This window comes from Pseudomonas sp. P108, assembly GCF_032613195.1.
GTDB lineage: Bacteria > Pseudomonadota > Gammaproteobacteria > Pseudomonadales > Pseudomonadaceae > Aquipseudomonas.
This window is the reverse complement of record NZ_CP126691.1, coordinates 1,155,702-1,170,452: the sequence shown is the minus strand read 5'-3', so window position 1 is coordinate 1,170,452 and position 14,751 is coordinate 1,155,702. Positions and strand designations below refer to the sequence as shown.

The window sequence follows — 14,751 nt, the reverse complement described above, 5'->3', positions numbered from 1 at the left end:
TCTCGACCACTACAATGCGAACAGTTCTTGTTCTCTAACGTACTCTCTACCGCGTCAAGAAAGCGCCCGGAGTCCACCGTTGTCGTCCGCCCATCCCGTCGAATCGCTCTATCAGGCCCACCACAGCTGGCTGACCGGCTGGCTGCGGCGCAAGCTCGGCTGCCCGGACAACGCGGCGGATCTGGCGCAGGACACGTTCATCAAAGTGCTCACCGCCCGCGAACCACCGGTAATCATCGAGCCGCGTGCCTTCCTCACCACCCTCGCCAAGCGCGTTCTGTTCAATCACTACCGCCGTCAGGATATGGAGCGCGCCTATCTCGACACCCTCGCGCAGATACCGGAAATGGTCGCGCCGTCAGAAGAAGACAAAGCGATCATCCTGCAAACCCTGATGGAGCTGGACGAGTTGCTCGACGGTTTGCCGCGTCAGGTCAAACGCGCCTTTTTGCTGGCGCAGGTCGATGGCCTGACTTATCCACAGATTGCCGCCGAACTGGGCATTTCCGTGGCCACGGTTAAACGGCATTTGAACAAAGCAGCGATGCGCTGCTATTTCGCCCTATGAACCGCGCGCCGGATTTCTCCTCTCCGGTTGCCGAGCAGGCGGTGCACTGGCTGATGGAAATGCAGCAAGGCGCACTGTCGCCACGCCAGCAGTTGGCAATGCAACAGTGGCTGGACGCGCACAGCGAACACCGGCGGGCGTGGGAACACATTCAACGGGTCAACCAGCGCTTGCGCGGCGTATCTTCGCCGCTGGCACACGCGGCGTTGAACGGGACGAGGTCCGGCAGTCGTCGGCAGGCGCTCAAGCTGTTGCTGATTCTCGGCGCTGGTTCGGCGGTCACTTGGGGCATGCGCGAGCACAATCCGCTGCCGTCGCTGCTTGCCGACTACCGCAGCCCGATCGGGCAACGGCGCAAGGTGGCGCTTGGTGCCGGCGATCAGATGCAACTCAACACAGCCAGTGCCGCCGATGTGGATGTCTCGGCGCGACTGATCCGCTTGCTCGAAGGCGAAATCCTCCTGACTGCCGCGCAATCTTTCGAAGTGCGCACCGCTCAGGGCATTCTTGAAACTCACGGTGCACGTCTCAATGTGCGTCAGTTTGCCGATCGCACGCAGGTTGCGCTGTTTGACGGCCGCGTCGAACTGAGCAGCAATGGACGCGCGCCGATGCTGCTGCCGCTTGCACGGCAACTGAGTTTCACCTCGAAATCCATCAGCGAAGCCAAACCGCTGGATGCCAACAGCGGCGCCTGGGCCGACGGCATGCTGGTGGCCGCGCATATGCGTCTGGGCGACTTCCTCGATGAACTCGGCCGCTACCGTCGTGGCCAGCTCAATTGCGACCGGAACGTCGCCGACCTGCTGATTTCCGGGACTTACCCACTGGACGACAGCGAGCGGATTCTCGACCTGCTGGAAATCAGTTTGCCGGTGAAGGTGAAGCGCTTTACCCGTTACTGGGTGAGCGTCGAAGCGCGGGTTTAAAAAACATCAAAAATAAATGAGCCGTTTTTCAGATCTGGCGTGACAGAGAAGGAAAGCCCCCTTGATTCAACCTTCTCAGGATCATCCGACATGCACTCCACCCGCCTCACGCCACTGGCTCGTACCCTGCGCAATCTTGTCCTCGGCGCCAGCCTGAGTTTCAGTGCCCTGCCCGCCGCGCTGGCCGCTGATGCCAAGGCTTATCACATCGCGCCGTCGTCGCTGGAGAACGCCCTCAACCAGTTTGGCCGTGAAGCGGGTGTGCTGATTTCGTTTGGTTCGCAAGTCACCAGCGGCGTGCAAAGCCGTGGCCTGGAAGGCAGTTACACACCTGAGCAGGGTTTGAATGCATTGCTTGAAGGCACCGGTCTGCAAGCGCGCGCCGAAGGCAACAATGCGTTCAGCCTGCAACCGGTGGCGGATGCCGCGCTGGAGCTGGACACCTCGAAAGTCGTCGGCGACTGGCTCGGCGACGCTGCGCAAATCAATGTGTTCGAGCACCCGGGCGCGCGCGATGTGATCCGCCGCGAAGAGTTCGAACGCCAGGGCGCCACTCAGGCGCGGGATGTGCTCAATCGCATCCCCGGCGTCAACGCTCCAGACAACAACGGCACCGGCAGCCACGACATGGCGCTGAATTTCGGTATCCGTGGTTTGAACCCGCGCCTGGCCGCGCGCTCGACGGTGTTGATGGACGGTATTCCGGTGCCGTTCGCGCCTTATGGCCAGCCGCAGTTATCGTTCGCGCCAATCAGCATGGGCAACATGGATGCCGTAGACGTGGTACGCGGCGGTGGCGCAGTGCGGTATGGCCCGCAGAACGTCGGCGGCGTAGTCAACTTCGTGACCCGGGCGATTCCTGATGAACCGACAGTCAAGGGCGGCTTCCAGACGGAAACCAGCCCCTCGTCGAGCCACGACGGCTTCAAGACCAGCGCCAACCTGCTGGCCGGCGGCACGAACGAAAATGGTCTGGGCGGCGCGTTGCTCTACTCCGGGACGCGCGGCGGCGACTGGCGTGAGCACAGCGACACCGAGATCGACGACCTGATCCTCAAGGGCAAATACCAGCTCGACGAAGCCAACAGCTTCAACGCCATGGCCCAGTATTACGAAGGCAAAGCCGACATGCCCGGCGGTTTGAACGTCGCGGATTACGACGCCGATCCTTATCAATCGACTCGCCCGAAAGACCAGTTCTGGGGCCGGCGCACGATGTTCAATTTCGGCTATCGCTATCAGGAAGATCGCCGCGAATTCACCGCCAACACCTTCTTCACCAAGACCTTGCGCAGCGGTTATCTGGATCAGGGCAGCTTCTTGTCGCTGTCGCCGCGCGAGTATTGGGTGCGCGGCCTGGAAACCCGTTTCGCCCAAGGCTTCGACCTCGGCCCGACCAGCCACGAAGTCGGCGTCGGCTACCGCTACATCAACGAGGCTGGCCACGAACTGCGCTATCGCACGCCGATCGCCAGCAACGAATACCCGACCACCAACAGTCGCAATGACCGCGACACCCGTGGCGGCACCGAAGCCAATGCGTTCTTCGTCGACGACCGCATCGACATCGGCAAATGGACGATCACCCCGGGCGTGCGCTACGAGATGATCGAATCGCAGCAGACCAACAACCTGACCAACGTCAAATACAAGGGCGACTACAACACCGCACTGCCGGCTTTAAACGTGCTTTATCACCTGACCGACAGCTGGAACCTGTACGCCAACACCGAAGGCTCGTTCGGCAGCGTGCAATACAGCCAGATGCCCAACCGTGTGACCAGCGGCGAAGTCAAACCGGAGAAGGCCCGCACCTGGGAACTCGGCACGCGCTATGACAACGGCGCGTTGCGGGCCGAGATCGGCGCGTTCCTGATCAACTTCGATAACCAGTACGAAAGCAACCAGACCAACGATTCGGTGATTGCCCGAGGCGAAACCCGTCATCAAGGGATCGAGACCAGCGTCAATTACGCGCTGGATGACTTGAACCCGGCGCTGGCTGGTTTCGATGTCTACGCCACTTACGCTTATGTCGACGCGACCATCCGCGAAGACGGACCGAACAAAGGCAATCGCGTGCCGTTCTCCTCGAAGCACAAAGGCACGATTGGCGTCGGTTACACCGAAGGCCCGTGGAAGTTGAATCTGGACAGCAGCTTCCAGAGCGATCAGTTCGCCGACAACGCCAACACCTCGAAAGAAAGTGCCGATGGCAGCACCGGCAAGATCCCGGGCTACATGCTGTTCAGCAGCCGCGCCGGGTATGACTTCGGTCCGCAGTTGTCGGATCTGAATGTGGCCGTGGGGGTGAAGAACATTTTCAACACGCAGTACTTCACGCGTTCGTTTGATGACAACAACAAGGGCAAGTATGTCGGGGAACCGCGCACGGTTTATGTGCAGACTTCTGTAGCGTTCTGAGGATTGAGAAGCCCCTCACCCTAGCCCTCTCCCAAAGGGAGAGGGGACTGATCGTGGGATGCTTGCGAGGTACGCCGACCTGTACGTGCTGTGCCGAATCCATAATCGACTCGACCTGAAACCGCTTTGCCGAATCCATAATCGACTCGGTCGTTCAGGTCGATGTACAACGCCAGACACCTCGGTCGGCCCCCTCTCCCTCTGGGAGAGGGCTGGGGTGAGGGTTCTCGGCTACAGTGAAATATCAAACCAACTTCACAAGGATCGTGAAGCATGCAAACCCGCCTCACCCTCGCCCAATTCGCCCGCCAGCTCCGCGTCAACCAAACCGACTGCGAACACCTGCTCTGGCAAAAACTCCGCTCCCGCCAGATCGCCAATCTGAAATTTCGCCGGCAATTTCCGTGTCCGCCTTACGTGCTGGATTTTTACTGTGCGGAGTTGAAATTGGCGATTGAGCTGGACGGTGGTCAGCACTTTGAAACGCAGGGACTGATTCATGATCAGCGCCGGACACGCTATCTGAATCAAAAGGGGATTGAAATTGTGCGTTTCAGTAATCTCGAGGTGATCCAGCAGATGGACGATGTGCTGGAGCAGATCATAAGAATTGCAGCGAATCGAAAAATGCCCTCACCCTAACCCTCCCGAAACGTCGGACCGCCCAGAGGGAGAGGGGACTGACCGGGGGATGCTTGCGAGCTACGCCGACCTGATTCTGCTTTGCCGAATCCATAATCGACTCGGTCTTTCAGGTCGACGTACCTCTTCAGACACCTCGGTCGGCCCTCTCCCGGAGAGAGGGGGGACTGATTGCGGGATGCTTCAGAAATACATCAACCTGAAGTGCTTTGCCGAATCCATAGTCGACGCTGTCTTTCAGGTCGATGTAACCCGCAACACACCTCGGTCGGCCCCCTCTCCCGGAGGGAGAGGGCTGGGGTGAGGGGCCGCGCTCTTGTGCCTTGCGCAAAAATCCGCCACAAACAAAAACGGGCCTGCTTCCGCAGGCCCGTTCTCATTGGGTGGCTTATAAAGTCAGCGCATCAACTGTTGATCGCTGCCTGTTCGTTCTCAAGAAATTCTTCCTCGAGCAGAGCGTCATTCGCCTTGCTAAATGGCACGATGGCGGCACGTGGCTTGCCTCGCAGTTTGCCGAACAGGTGCTCCAGTGCATGCTCAAGTTTTTCGGCAGCGCCGTCGATCGCCAGTTCCAGCGAATCGGCCTTATGGGTCACGGAAATCGGTTGATGGCCTTTCGGCCGCGCTTCCAGTTGGCAGCGCAAGTCATGGGGACCTGGTTTGTCACCGTTCTCGTCGCTCAGGTGGACTTCGACACGGGTCAGGTCTTCTTCATAACGTTCGAGCGTGCTCTCAATGGTTGTACGTACCCACTCCTCCAGTCGTTGACTACTTTGAATATGGTTATCGCTATTGACTTGGATTTGCATAGTTCATCCCTTATTTCAGCTAGCTCGTGAGAGGCCTTGAGTTGAATTTCCTGACCTCCTGGTTACAACAATCGGCCCGACCGGCGAACATTTCAACCCCTGAAAAAAGATAAATATTCATTCGCAAAAAAAGCCGGACAACCGAGCAAGGCACTGGTAAGGTCGGGAGTTGGGTCGCCTCGCAACCCTGCAAAATTTGCTCACAACTGCCCGTCGTTCAACGGGTGCAAGCTACGAAATATCCCCGCCTCCTCGACCAGCCAATCATGCACCGCACGCACGCCCGGATGGCTCAAGGCCCCCGGCGCATACAGCAACACGTAGCGCTTGTGATTGGGCACCGACAGGCCAAACGGCACAATCAACGTCCCCCGCTCCAGCTCATCGTTAAGCAAGGTGCGGCGGGCAATCGCCACACCCATGCCGGCAATCGCCGCTTCGATGGTCAGGTGATTGCGGTTGAAGGTATGTCCACGCCGTACGTCGGCGCCTTCAAAGCCGATCGCGTTTAAATAGAATTCCCACTCCGCGTATTCATAACTGCCACGCCAGGCAGTGATGTCGTGCAGCAACGGAAAATGCACCAGATCCGCCGGCCCGTGCAGTGGCGGTCGCCCGCGCAACAGGTTCGGTGCGCACACCGGGAAAATCTGCTCATCGAGCAAGGCTGTGGATAACAATCCCGGATAACTACCGTCGTTCAGATCGATCGCCAGATCAAAGTCGCCCTCGTGCAACGGCACGCTGCTGTCCTCGGCGACCAGCCGTAGCTGAATATCCGGATAGCGCTGTTGCAGGCGCGGCAAGCGCGGCGTCAGCCACTTGCTGAGGAACGACGGAATCGAGCGCACGCGCAAAATCCCGCTGATCATTCCGGCATCGAGTCGACGCAATTCCGCATCGATGCTGCCATACGCTTCATTAACGGTAATGGCTAGCCGCTGCCCTTCTGCACTCAATTCCACACCGCGCGCGCGACGATGAAACAGGCGAAACCCGAGGCGTTCCTCCAACTGGCGGATCTGCTGGCTAACCGCCCCCGGGGTGATGTGCAGTTCCTCGGCACAACGGGTGAACGACAGATGCCGCGCGGCACAGGAAAACACCTGCAGCCAGACATAGGTCTGGGCATGCAATTGACGACTCATCGTTTAGTCCTGCTAAAGGCTTACTTAGGAAGTTTCGTTAGTCACGTAGGACCGAGGTAGGCAGTATCGCCGACATTGCGCTTGTCCTACAAAAAATGGCAGCGATTCCTACTCCATTGCTTGTAAGGGTTTAGCATGGCTATCAGTGTTTTCGATCTATTCAAAGTCGGCATCGGCCCGTCCAGTTCCCACACCGTCGGTCCGATGCGTGCGGCGGCAACCTTCGCTCAGGCGCTGATCGATCAGCATCTGTTGAACGATGTGCGCCGTGTGGAAATCCGTTTATACGGTTCGCTGTCGGCCACGGGTGTCGGTCACGCCACCGACCGCGCCACGGTCATGGGCCTGATGGGCGAATGGCCGGACAGCATTGATCCGTCGACCATCGATCCACGCATCCAGCAACTGCGCGAGACAGGCCAACTGTCTCTCGCCGGGCAAAGAGAAATTGCCTTCGACTGGCAGCATGATCTCCTGCTGCTGGATGAGAGCCTGCCCTACCACCCCAACGCCATGTCGCTGACAGCCTTTGGCGAAACGGCCGAGCTGTTCGAGCAGACGTACTACTCGGTCGGCGGCGGTTTCATCATCGAAGCGGCGGAAGCCGAGTCCGGTGTGGCGCCGACCGGTGATGTGGTGTTGCCGTATGACTTCTCCAGCGCTGCCGAACTGCTGGCGTTGTGCCGACAGCACAATCTGCGCGTGTCCGAACTGATGATGGCCAACGAGCGCGCCTGGCGCACTGACGCAGAAATCCGTCAGGGCCTTCTGCACATCTGGTCGGTGATGCGTGAATGCGTCGAACAAGGCCTGCGCCACGAAGGCATTCTGCCCGGTGGTCTGAATGTGCCACGTCGTGCAGCGAAACTGCATCGCAGCCTGTTGGAAATCGGCAAGCCGAACGTGATCAGTTCGACGCTGTCGGCGATGGAGTGGGTCAATCTGTTCGCCCTCGCCGTCAACGAAGAAAACGCCGCCGGCGGACGCATGGTCACCGCGCCGACCAACGGTGCAGCGGGGATCATTCCGGCGGTTCTGCACTACTACATGAAATTCAATCCGGACGCGTCTGACGATGATGTCGTCGCTTTCTTCCTGGGCGCGGCCGCCGTCGGCATTCTCTGTAAGAAGAATGCCTCGATCTCCGGCGCTGAAGTTGGCTGCCAAGGTGAAGTCGGTTCGGCCTGCGCGATGGCCGCTGCCGGCCTGGCTGACGTACTCGGCGCCACCCCGGAGCAACTGGAGAACGCTGCCGAAATCGGCCTGGAACACAACCTCGGCCTGACCTGCGACCCGGTCGGCGGCCTGGTGCAAGTGCCGTGCATCGAGCGCAACGCCATCGCCGCCGTGAAAGCGATCAACGCCACGCAAATGGCCCTGCGCGGCGACGGCAAGCACTTCATTTCCCTCGACCGGGTGATCCGCACCATGCGCGATACCGGTGCCGACATGCACGACAAATACAAAGAGACTTCACGGGGCGGCCTGGCTGTGAGCTGGGTGGAGTGCTGAGGCGCATTCCCTGACCGCCCCGGCAGACCGCACCCGACGGTCTGCCAACCGTGAGCCCGAGCAAAAATAATAACGAGGCGATACCGATGACCGATGTACGTACACCTGCTGCCGAAAATCCCGCTGTAGACCGCACACGCAATACAGAAACAGCCCACAAGGGCTGGAGCAAATTCGACACCACCTGGATGCTTGGGCTGTACGGCACCGCCATCGGTGCCGGTACGTTGTTCCTGCCGATCAATGCCGGTGTCGGTGGTTTCTGGCCGTTGCTGATTCTCGCCGTGCTGGCGTTTCCGATGACCTTCTTCGCCCACCGAGGCCTGACCCGCTTCGTACTGTCTGGTCGCTCCGGGAACATCACCGAAGTGGTCGAAGAACACTTCGGCATCGGTGCCGGCAAGCTGATCACACTGCTGTATTTTTTCGCGATCTTCCCGATCCTGCTGGTGTACAGCGTGGCGCTGACCAACACCCTGAGCAGCTTCCTCGAACACCAATTGCACATCGCTCCGCCGCCTCGGGCGATCCTTTCGCTGGCGTTGATTCTGGGTTTGATGGCCATCGTCCGTTGCGGTCAGAGCGTGATCGTCAAAGCCATGAGCGTGTTGGTGTATCCATTCGTCGCCGCGTTGCTGCTGCTCGCGGTCAGCCTGATTCCGAACTGGAACGGCGCGTTTTTCGCCAGTGCTCAAGAAGCCATGCCGATGTCGGTTTTTCTCAAGACGCTGTGGCTGGCGATCCCGGTGATGGTGTTCTCGTTCAACCATTCGCCGATCATCTCCGCGTTCGCGGTTGAGCAGAAACAACGCTACGGCGAGCAGGCCGAACGCAAGAGCAGCGGCATCCTCGCCATGGCCCACGGCATGATGGTCGTGACGGTAATGTTCTTCTGCTTCAGCTGCGTGCTGGCATTGTCGCCGGCGGATCTGGCAGCGGCCAAGGCGCAGAACATTTCGATCCTGTCGTACCTGGCCAACCACTTCCAGACCCCGGTCATCGCTTATGCCGCGCCGCTGATTGCGCTGGTAGCGATCACCAAGTCCTTCCTCGGCCACTACATCGGCGCCAGCGAAGGCTTCCAGGGCATGATCGTGAAAAGCTTGCGCAGCCGTGGCCGTGTCATGTCAGCGAGCTGGCTGAACCGCGCGACCGCCGTGTTCATGATTCTCAGTTGCTGGGCCGTGGCGACTTTCAACCCGAGCATCCTCGGGATGATCGAGGCTTTCGGTGGGCCAGTGATTGCCTGTCTGCTGTTCCTGATGCCGATGTACGCCATCCGCCGCGTGCCAGCCTTGCGCCAGTATTCGGGCCAGGTGTCCAACGTGTTTGTGGTGCTGATCGGCCTGATTGCACTGTCAGCGATCATCTACTCGGTTCTGCCCTGAAAACGCGCCATTAAAAAAGGCGAGCCAAGCGGCTCGCCTTTTTTATGCCCGTGTTCATTGTTCGACAGTTTTCCCGGCACAGCCCTTGCTACATACCTGCAGGGGCTGCCGCAGGCTGCGATCTTTTGATCTTCGTGACCGACATCAAAACATTGAAGAGCAAAAGATCGCAGCCTGCGGCAACTCCTATACGAAGCAACAACACAGACCACGGAATGGCCAGTGATCCGGTTTGGCGAACCAACCCGATCACGGCCGGTCAACAACTGCACGTTCAATCAGGCGGTGACGCATCATGGACAATCCTTTTCAGATCATTACCGATGCCTTCGCGCCGGACTATCAGATCAACCTGAGCATTCAGGGCCTGGACGGCAGCATCATGCTGACCCTGTCCAATAGCGGCCGGATCGTGGCCAAACGCATGATCAGCGCCGAGCAGCGCAACGACCCCGCGCGTCTCAAACGATTGGTGCAAAGCATCCAGTTCGGCATCGCCATCGAACAGGGCCACAGCGCCATGGCGATCCTCGAAGCCATGACCAGCGGCAGCGGGCTGACCCCGCCACCGCCCCTCGTCAGCAGCCAGCCCCGACCAGCGGCCGGGCTTTAAAGCTCACCCTTCTCGACTTCAGGATGTTCGCTGGAACCGGTGCCCAGTGTGCGCTGCGGTTTCTCGATCTTCACCGAGGGAAATTGTGACGAGGCGTAACGCACCACCAGAATCGCCAGCGCCAGCAGCAGAATCCCGCCGCACAGATAGATGATGCCCATGTCCGGCGGGTTGTGATGCGAGACATTGGAGATCAGCAGACGGGTCAGCGCAGTGATCGCCACGTAGATCAGGAAGCGCACCGGCATGTGGTTGGTCTTGAAATAAATTCCGACCATCGCTCCCAGTTCGAGATAGATGAACAGCAGCAGAATGTCATCGATCTTGATGTGGCCTTCCTCGAGCATCCCGAGAAACTCCATCACCGCCGCGTATGCCGTCACCGCACCGATGGCAAACAGCGCCAGATAGTGGAAGGTCTCGACAAACAGGTTGCCCAGGGACTCGGCCAGTTGATGCACGTTTTGCCGTAGTTTCTCGGCCCAGTTTATTTTCACGATGATGTTCCTTAGCTCGAATGCGAGCGGATGATGCGTGTTGGACGTGACGGTTTTCTGCACATAAAGGTTTCCATGCAGAAAAGAGGCCACGCCATCATGGCGAGCCGCCGCCAAACCCGCGCCGTGGCGTTTGGTCGCACCACCTTCGCCATGGTTGGAGCGAGCCTGCTCGCGAATGCAGACGCTAAGGTCCATCTGACAAACCCGAAATCCGGTCTACATTGAAAAGCCACTACCCATGGCGCAGGGATTCGCTTATCCTTTTCGCTGTATATGGATACAGTAGTCGTCAAGACAACTTAATGTGAAGGCATGTGAGGTGGTGAATGGCCGTCGAAGTGGTATACCGCAGCAGCCGAGATCTGGAGCGCTTGTTCATGGATAAAGCCGAAGCTGACCGTCATGACAAAATGCTCGAACTGGCCGAATATCTGGCCGATGTCCTGCAAAAAGCCGTTCCGTCCCTGACTGAACAGCAAGTGGAAGAAGCCGGGATCTACATGGCGAAGAATCGCGATGTGTTCGCCCGGGCGTTCAAGAGCCAGCCTGATGCATTGTCCGAGCTGCTCAATGCACCGGCCGAACCGGTCGATAATGCCGAAGCTGCAGAACCTGCTGAAACGCCGGTGAAGCCGGTCAAAGCGGCGAAAGCTGCAAAGTAAGCGATGACCGAATTGAATAGGCCCTGAGTCGAATGGCTCAGGGCCTTTTTCATGCCTGTGAAACTCAGCGATACAAAACTTTCTCCGCCAACTCATCCGCCACCCGCGCCGGCGAACGTTTTTCCGCCTGCGCATGGGCGAACACCTCGGTCAGCCGTGAACTGATCTTCGACAGGTGCGCAGTAATCGTCGGCAATTCCTCGCCACGGTGTTTCAGCGAGACGTAGATCAAACCACCGGCATTGATCACATAATCCGGCGCATACAGAATTCCGCGGCGCTCCAGTTGATCGGCGACATCCAGGTGCGTCAGTTGATTGTTTGCCGAACCGGCCACGGCCGAACACCGCAGTTGGGTGACCGTGTGGCTGTTCAGCACACCGCCCAGACCGCACGGCGCCAGGATGTCGCATGGCGTGCTGAGCAATGCATCGTTGGCGATCGGGTGAGCATTGAGTTGTTCCATCGCCAGTTGCACCTTGCCGTGGTCGATATCGCTGACCAGCAACTCAGCCCCGGCGGCGTGCAGTTGCTCGGCCAAGGCAAAACCGACATTGCCCAGGCCCTGAATCGCAATGCGCAAGCCTTCGAGATTATCGCTGCCCAGCCGGGCCATCGCCGTTGCTCGAATGCCGGTGAACACACCCATCGCTGCGTGTGGCGCCGGGTCGCCGGCCGAGGTGGTGCTAGTGACATGCTGGGTCTGTTGAGCGATGCAATCCATATCCGCCACCGAGGTACCGCTGTCGATCGCGGTGATGTAGCGGCCGTCGAGCTGATTGATGCAGCGGCCAAACGCTTCAAACAGTGCCCCACGGTTTTCCACATGCACCGGACGCACGATCACCGCAACCCCGCCGCCCTGCTGCAGACCCGCCAGCGCGGCTTTGTAGCTCATGCCCTGAGCGAGGCGAATGGCATCTTCAACGGCAGATTCGTCATTGGGATAGGCAAGATAACGACATCCGCCCAAGGCTGGCCCGAGGCGACTGTTATGGATGGCAATGACCGCCTTCAACCCGGAGACCGGGTCAACGCTAAGGTGCAGCGATTCCAGGCGAGTGCTTTGCATGAGCGCAAACATCGTTGGGCTCCCGAATCACTTCTTGTAGAACGCCAGTATAGGCCTGCGCCTGAAAATTGCTGGAGCGCACCGGAATAAGCGCCTGCACAGACCACGGCTTTGCGGCATAACCGTAAACCCGCGCAGCGGGGGTACTGGACGAATGGCACGGACCGGGCTAAAACGAGGCATTCCCCGGAGATTTCGATGAGTGCGCGTCAACGTTTTTTCGAATGCCTGCACCGTTCACCGCCCGCGCTGTTCGAAGCCGCGCTGTGGATGGCGGCCGAGCACGAAAAAGCGGTCGATCCCGAAGCCCTGCTACTGGAATTCAAGGATCTGCAGCAACGGGTCAGTTACGGTTTGCCGATGCTGCCAGTGAGTGAACTGGCACAACCCCTGTTACGCCGCATGACCGATCTGGGCTTTGCACAGGACGACTTTCTGCCGCTGCGCCCACAGGCTGCGTTGCTGCACAAAGTGTTGCAGACCCGTCGTGGACAACCGCTGGCATTGGCGCTGATTGCTCTGGAACTGGCGCGCAGTCTGGAAATTCCGCTGGTCGGGGTCAACTTCCCCGGACACTTCCTGTTGCGGGTACCCGGTGCCGATCACTTGCTCGATCCGTGTGGCGGCCGGCGTTTGTATCCCAATGATTGTCGCGAGCTGTTACAGCGCCAGTACGGGCCGAACATGAAGCTCAACGCCGAGCATCTGCTGACCGCCACACCGCAGCAGATGCTCCAGCGCCTGTCGCGCAACCTGCGCCAATTGCACCTGACCCATGATGACTTTATTGCTGCGCTGATCGACGCCGAGCGCGTCCTCGAACTGGGTGACGCTGGCGCCGCCGATTATCTGGCCCGTGCCAGTCTGTATCAGCGGCTCGACTGCCCGAATGCCGAGCGCTTCGATCTGGAGCATGCGCTGATGCTCAGCGATGACCCGATTCAACGCCTGCGACTCACCGAACGCCTCGGTCACCTGCCGCCCAACTCGGTCGTCCACTGATACCTTGTGAGAGCTAGCCTGCTAGTGATGCAGGCGGCTCGGTCTCTCAGTTAAACCGCGTTATCGTTCTTCGCTAGCAGGCTAGCTCCCACAGGGGATTGCGCTGTGTCGGTGGGCGAACGTACTTGAATAATCAGCAACGCGGCGATGACCGCCGGGATCGCGCAGAAGAAAAAAATCTGCGCCACCGGAATGTGCATCGCCAGCAGCAGGCTGCCGAACAGCGGCCCGAGAATCGAACCGAACCGCCCCACACCCAATGCCCATCCGGTGCCCGTGGCACGTACATGCGCCGGGTAGAAATTACTGGCGAACGCATTTAACGTCAGTTGCCCGCCGATGATGCAGAAGCCGGCGGCGAAAACGCAGGCCACCAGATAGCGTGGGTTGTCGTGATTGAGCCCGAGCAAAATCGTGCACAGCGCTGCGCCCGCCAGCACCGCTGACAACAGACGCACTTTGCGCTTCAAGCGGTCAGCGAACCAGGCCATGCAAATCGCGCCCAAAGTACCGGCGAAGAGGAACATCGACGTCACCAGATTGGCTTCGTTGAGTTTCAGGCCGCTTTCCAACAGCAGCGTCGGCAGCCAGCTGATCATGAAATACAGCAGAATCAGGCTGACGAAGAACGTCGCCCAGATCAGCAAGGTCGGCCGTACGTAACCGTTGCGGAACAACTCGACCACGGTCAGTTTGCTGCCCTGCTCACGTTCGTTCTGCTCGACAGTCGCCACCGGCGGTTGCCAATCCGGCAACATGCGCGCGGTGACTTTGCGCAGTCGCGCATAGGGCGGCGCATCACGCAGCAGGCGTGGCAACGACTCCGGCAGCATCCACCAGAGAAACGGAAACAGCAGCAACGGCGTGACGCCACCGGCGAGAAACACCGCTTGCCAACCGAATTGGTCGATGAACCCTGCGGCGACGAAACCACCGGCTGCCCCACCGAATGAAAAGCCACAGGCCGCCAGCGTCACCATCAAGGTGCGTAAACGCGGTGGCGAGTATTCCGACATCAACGCCATGGCACTGGGCATCGCGCCGCCCATGCCGATGCCGCAGATGAAGCGCGCGATCATCAGCGTATTGAGCGAGTCGGCGAAGACCATCAGCACGGTCAGCGTGGCGTAGATCAGTACGCAAGCGAGCAGGATCCGTCGCACGCCAAAGCGGTCAGCCAGCGGCGTGACCGCCAGTGAACCAAGGGTGAGACCGAGCAGATTGGCGCTGAAAACGGGTCCGAACGCCGACTTTTCCAGGCCCCAGTCCTGCGCCAGCGCGGGCACCACGTAACCGAGCACTTGGGCGTCATAGCCATCGGTGACCAACAGCAAGGCGAGCAGGATCAAGAGTAACCACTGATAGCGGGACACAGTACGGGCGTCGAGTGCCGCGCGGAAGCTGGCGATCTGGTTGTGCATCGCAAGGTACCTGTTTTGTTTTTATGATTATGCGAATGGCGATATTCCCTTGTAGGAGTGA

13 protein-coding genes and 1 pseudogene are annotated in these 14,751 nt (G+C 59.3%); 9 read left to right on the top strand and 5 right to left on the bottom strand.

All coding sequences use genetic code 11. The features are described from left to right. The first annotated feature begins 79 nt into the window (after nucleotides 1-79). The 4 genes from QOM10_RS04965 (at nucleotide 80) to QOM10_RS04950 (ending at nucleotide 4,563) form a co-directional block, all read left to right on the top strand. Nucleotides 80-568, top strand: coding sequence for a sigma-70 family RNA polymerase sigma factor (locus QOM10_RS04965; protein WP_127925887.1), 489 nt, complete (start codon nucleotides 80-82; stop codon nucleotides 566-568). Then, nucleotides 565-1,497 carry a DUF4880 domain-containing protein gene (locus tag QOM10_RS04960; RefSeq protein ID WP_316917690.1) on the top strand — a complete coding sequence of 311 codons (933 nt, stop codon included), beginning with the start codon at nucleotides 565-567 and terminating at the stop codon, nucleotides 1,495-1,497. Before QOM10_RS04965 ends, QOM10_RS04960 begins: the two co-directional genes overlap by 4 nt. 90 nt (nucleotides 1,498-1,587) lie before the next feature. Continuing rightward, on the top strand, nucleotides 1,588-3,921 hold the full coding sequence (gene fecA / locus QOM10_RS04955) for a TonB-dependent Fe(3+) dicitrate receptor FecA (protein ID WP_316917689.1): 2,334 nt from the start codon (nucleotides 1,588-1,590) through the stop codon (nucleotides 3,919-3,921). A 273-nt stretch (nucleotides 3,922-4,194) separates the two neighbouring features. Further along, the gene (locus QOM10_RS04950; RefSeq protein WP_150749528.1) at nucleotides 4,195-4,563 is read left to right on the top strand and encodes an endonuclease domain-containing protein; all 369 of its coding nucleotides are present in this window, start codon (nucleotides 4,195-4,197) and stop codon (nucleotides 4,561-4,563) included. A gap of 404 nt (nucleotides 4,564-4,967) precedes the next feature. Here QOM10_RS04950 and QOM10_RS04945 read toward each other — a convergent pair whose 3' ends face one another. Together QOM10_RS04945 and QOM10_RS04940 are read right to left on the bottom strand one after the other, a co-directional pair. Then, nucleotides 4,968-5,372, bottom strand: coding sequence for an HPF/RaiA family ribosome-associated protein (locus tag QOM10_RS04945; RefSeq protein ID WP_127925883.1), 405 nt, complete (start codon nucleotides 5,370-5,372; stop codon nucleotides 4,968-4,970). A 200-nt stretch (nucleotides 5,373-5,572) separates the two neighbouring features. Further along, on the bottom strand, nucleotides 5,573-6,520 hold the full coding sequence (locus QOM10_RS04940; RefSeq protein WP_096795391.1) for a LysR substrate-binding domain-containing protein: 948 nt from the start codon (nucleotides 6,518-6,520) through the stop codon (nucleotides 5,573-5,575). A 135-nt stretch (nucleotides 6,521-6,655) separates the two neighbouring features. On the opposite strand from QOM10_RS04940, the gene QOM10_RS04935 reads away from it, so the two are divergent. The 3 genes from QOM10_RS04935 to QOM10_RS04925 all read left to right on the top strand — a co-directional run bounded on the left by QOM10_RS04935 (nucleotide 6,656) and on the right by QOM10_RS04925 (nucleotide 10,033). Beyond that, nucleotides 6,656-8,032: an L-serine ammonia-lyase gene (locus QOM10_RS04935; RefSeq protein WP_160038348.1), complete on the top strand. Its 1,377-nt coding sequence runs from the start codon at nucleotides 6,656-6,658 to the stop codon at nucleotides 8,030-8,032. A gap of 86 nt (nucleotides 8,033-8,118) precedes the next feature. Beyond that, nucleotides 8,119-9,420: a serine/threonine transporter gene (locus QOM10_RS04930; RefSeq protein WP_150749530.1), complete on the top strand. Its 1,302-nt coding sequence runs from the start codon at nucleotides 8,119-8,121 to the stop codon at nucleotides 9,418-9,420. Nucleotides 9,421-9,715: 295 nt separating this feature from the next. Further along, complete coding sequence (locus tag QOM10_RS04925; protein WP_127925879.1) at nucleotides 9,716-10,033, top strand: DUF3509 domain-containing protein; 318 nt, start codon at nucleotides 9,716-9,718, stop codon at nucleotides 10,031-10,033. On the opposite strand, the gene QOM10_RS04920 is transcribed toward QOM10_RS04925, so the two are convergent. After that, nucleotides 10,030-10,530 carry a phosphate-starvation-inducible protein PsiE gene (locus tag QOM10_RS04920; RefSeq protein WP_053117232.1) on the bottom strand — a complete coding sequence of 167 codons (501 nt, stop codon included), beginning with the start codon at nucleotides 10,528-10,530 and terminating at the stop codon, nucleotides 10,030-10,032. The two genes, QOM10_RS04925 and QOM10_RS04920, sit on opposite strands and share 4 nt — an antisense overlap. A 329-nt stretch (nucleotides 10,531-10,859) precedes the next feature. Here QOM10_RS04920 and QOM10_RS04915 point away from each other — a divergent pair. Continuing rightward, a pseudogene (locus tag QOM10_RS04915) lies at nucleotides 10,860-11,114 on the top strand (YebG family protein); the annotation flags it as partial. Nucleotides 11,115-11,259: 145 nt separating this feature from the next. On the opposite strand, the gene QOM10_RS04910 reads toward QOM10_RS04915, so the two are convergent. Continuing rightward, nucleotides 11,260-12,279 (bottom strand): Glu/Leu/Phe/Val dehydrogenase family protein, encoded by a 1,020-nt coding sequence (locus QOM10_RS04910; RefSeq protein ID WP_105705534.1) that lies wholly within the window; start codon nucleotides 12,277-12,279, stop codon nucleotides 11,260-11,262. Between the two features lie 186 nt (nucleotides 12,280-12,465). On the opposite strand from QOM10_RS04910, the gene QOM10_RS04905 reads away from it, so the two are divergent. Continuing rightward, nucleotides 12,466-13,269, top strand: a complete 804-nt coding sequence (locus QOM10_RS04905) for a SirB1 family protein (RefSeq protein WP_127925877.1) — start codon at nucleotides 12,466-12,468, stop codon at nucleotides 13,267-13,269. Nucleotides 13,270-13,319: 50 nt separating this feature from the next. Here QOM10_RS04905 and QOM10_RS04900 read toward each other — a convergent pair whose 3' ends face one another. Further along, nucleotides 13,320-14,690: an MFS transporter gene (locus tag QOM10_RS04900; RefSeq protein ID WP_150749533.1), complete on the bottom strand. Its 1,371-nt coding sequence runs from the start codon at nucleotides 14,688-14,690 to the stop codon at nucleotides 13,320-13,322. Between the last annotated feature and the right edge of the window lie 61 nt (nucleotides 14,691-14,751).

Bases quoted from the DNA above. Each gene is read 5' to 3' on its own strand.
- QOM10_RS04905 (WP_127925877.1), top strand. From the start codon at position 12,466: ATGAGTGCGCGTCAACGTTTTTTCGAATGCCTGCACCGTTCACCGCCC.
- QOM10_RS04960 (WP_316917690.1), top strand. From the start codon at position 565: ATGAACCGCGCGCCGGATTTCTCCTCTCCGGTTGCCGAGCAGGCGGTG.
- QOM10_RS04950 (WP_150749528.1), top strand. From the start codon at position 4,195: ATGCAAACCCGCCTCACCCTCGCCCAATTCGCCCGCCAGCTCCGCGTC.
- QOM10_RS04930 (WP_150749530.1), top strand. From the start codon at position 8,119: ATGACCGATGTACGTACACCTGCTGCCGAAAATCCCGCTGTAGACCGC.
- QOM10_RS04910 (WP_105705534.1), bottom strand. From the start codon at position 12,279: ATGTTTGCGCTCATGCAAAGCACTCGCCTGGAATCGCTGCACCTTAGC.
- QOM10_RS04945 (WP_127925883.1), bottom strand. From the start codon at position 5,372: ATGCAAATCCAAGTCAATAGCGATAACCATATTCAAAGTAGTCAACGA.
- QOM10_RS04900 (WP_150749533.1), bottom strand. From the start codon at position 14,690: ATGCACAACCAGATCGCCAGCTTCCGCGCGGCACTCGACGCCCGTACT.
- QOM10_RS04935 (WP_160038348.1), top strand. From the start codon at position 6,656: ATGGCTATCAGTGTTTTCGATCTATTCAAAGTCGGCATCGGCCCGTCC.
- fecA (WP_316917689.1), top strand. From the start codon at position 1,588: ATGCACTCCACCCGCCTCACGCCACTGGCTCGTACCCTGCGCAATCTT.
- QOM10_RS04925 (WP_127925879.1), top strand. From the start codon at position 9,716: ATGGACAATCCTTTTCAGATCATTACCGATGCCTTCGCGCCGGACTAT.
- QOM10_RS04940 (WP_096795391.1), bottom strand. From the start codon at position 6,520: ATGAGTCGTCAATTGCATGCCCAGACCTATGTCTGGCTGCAGGTGTTT.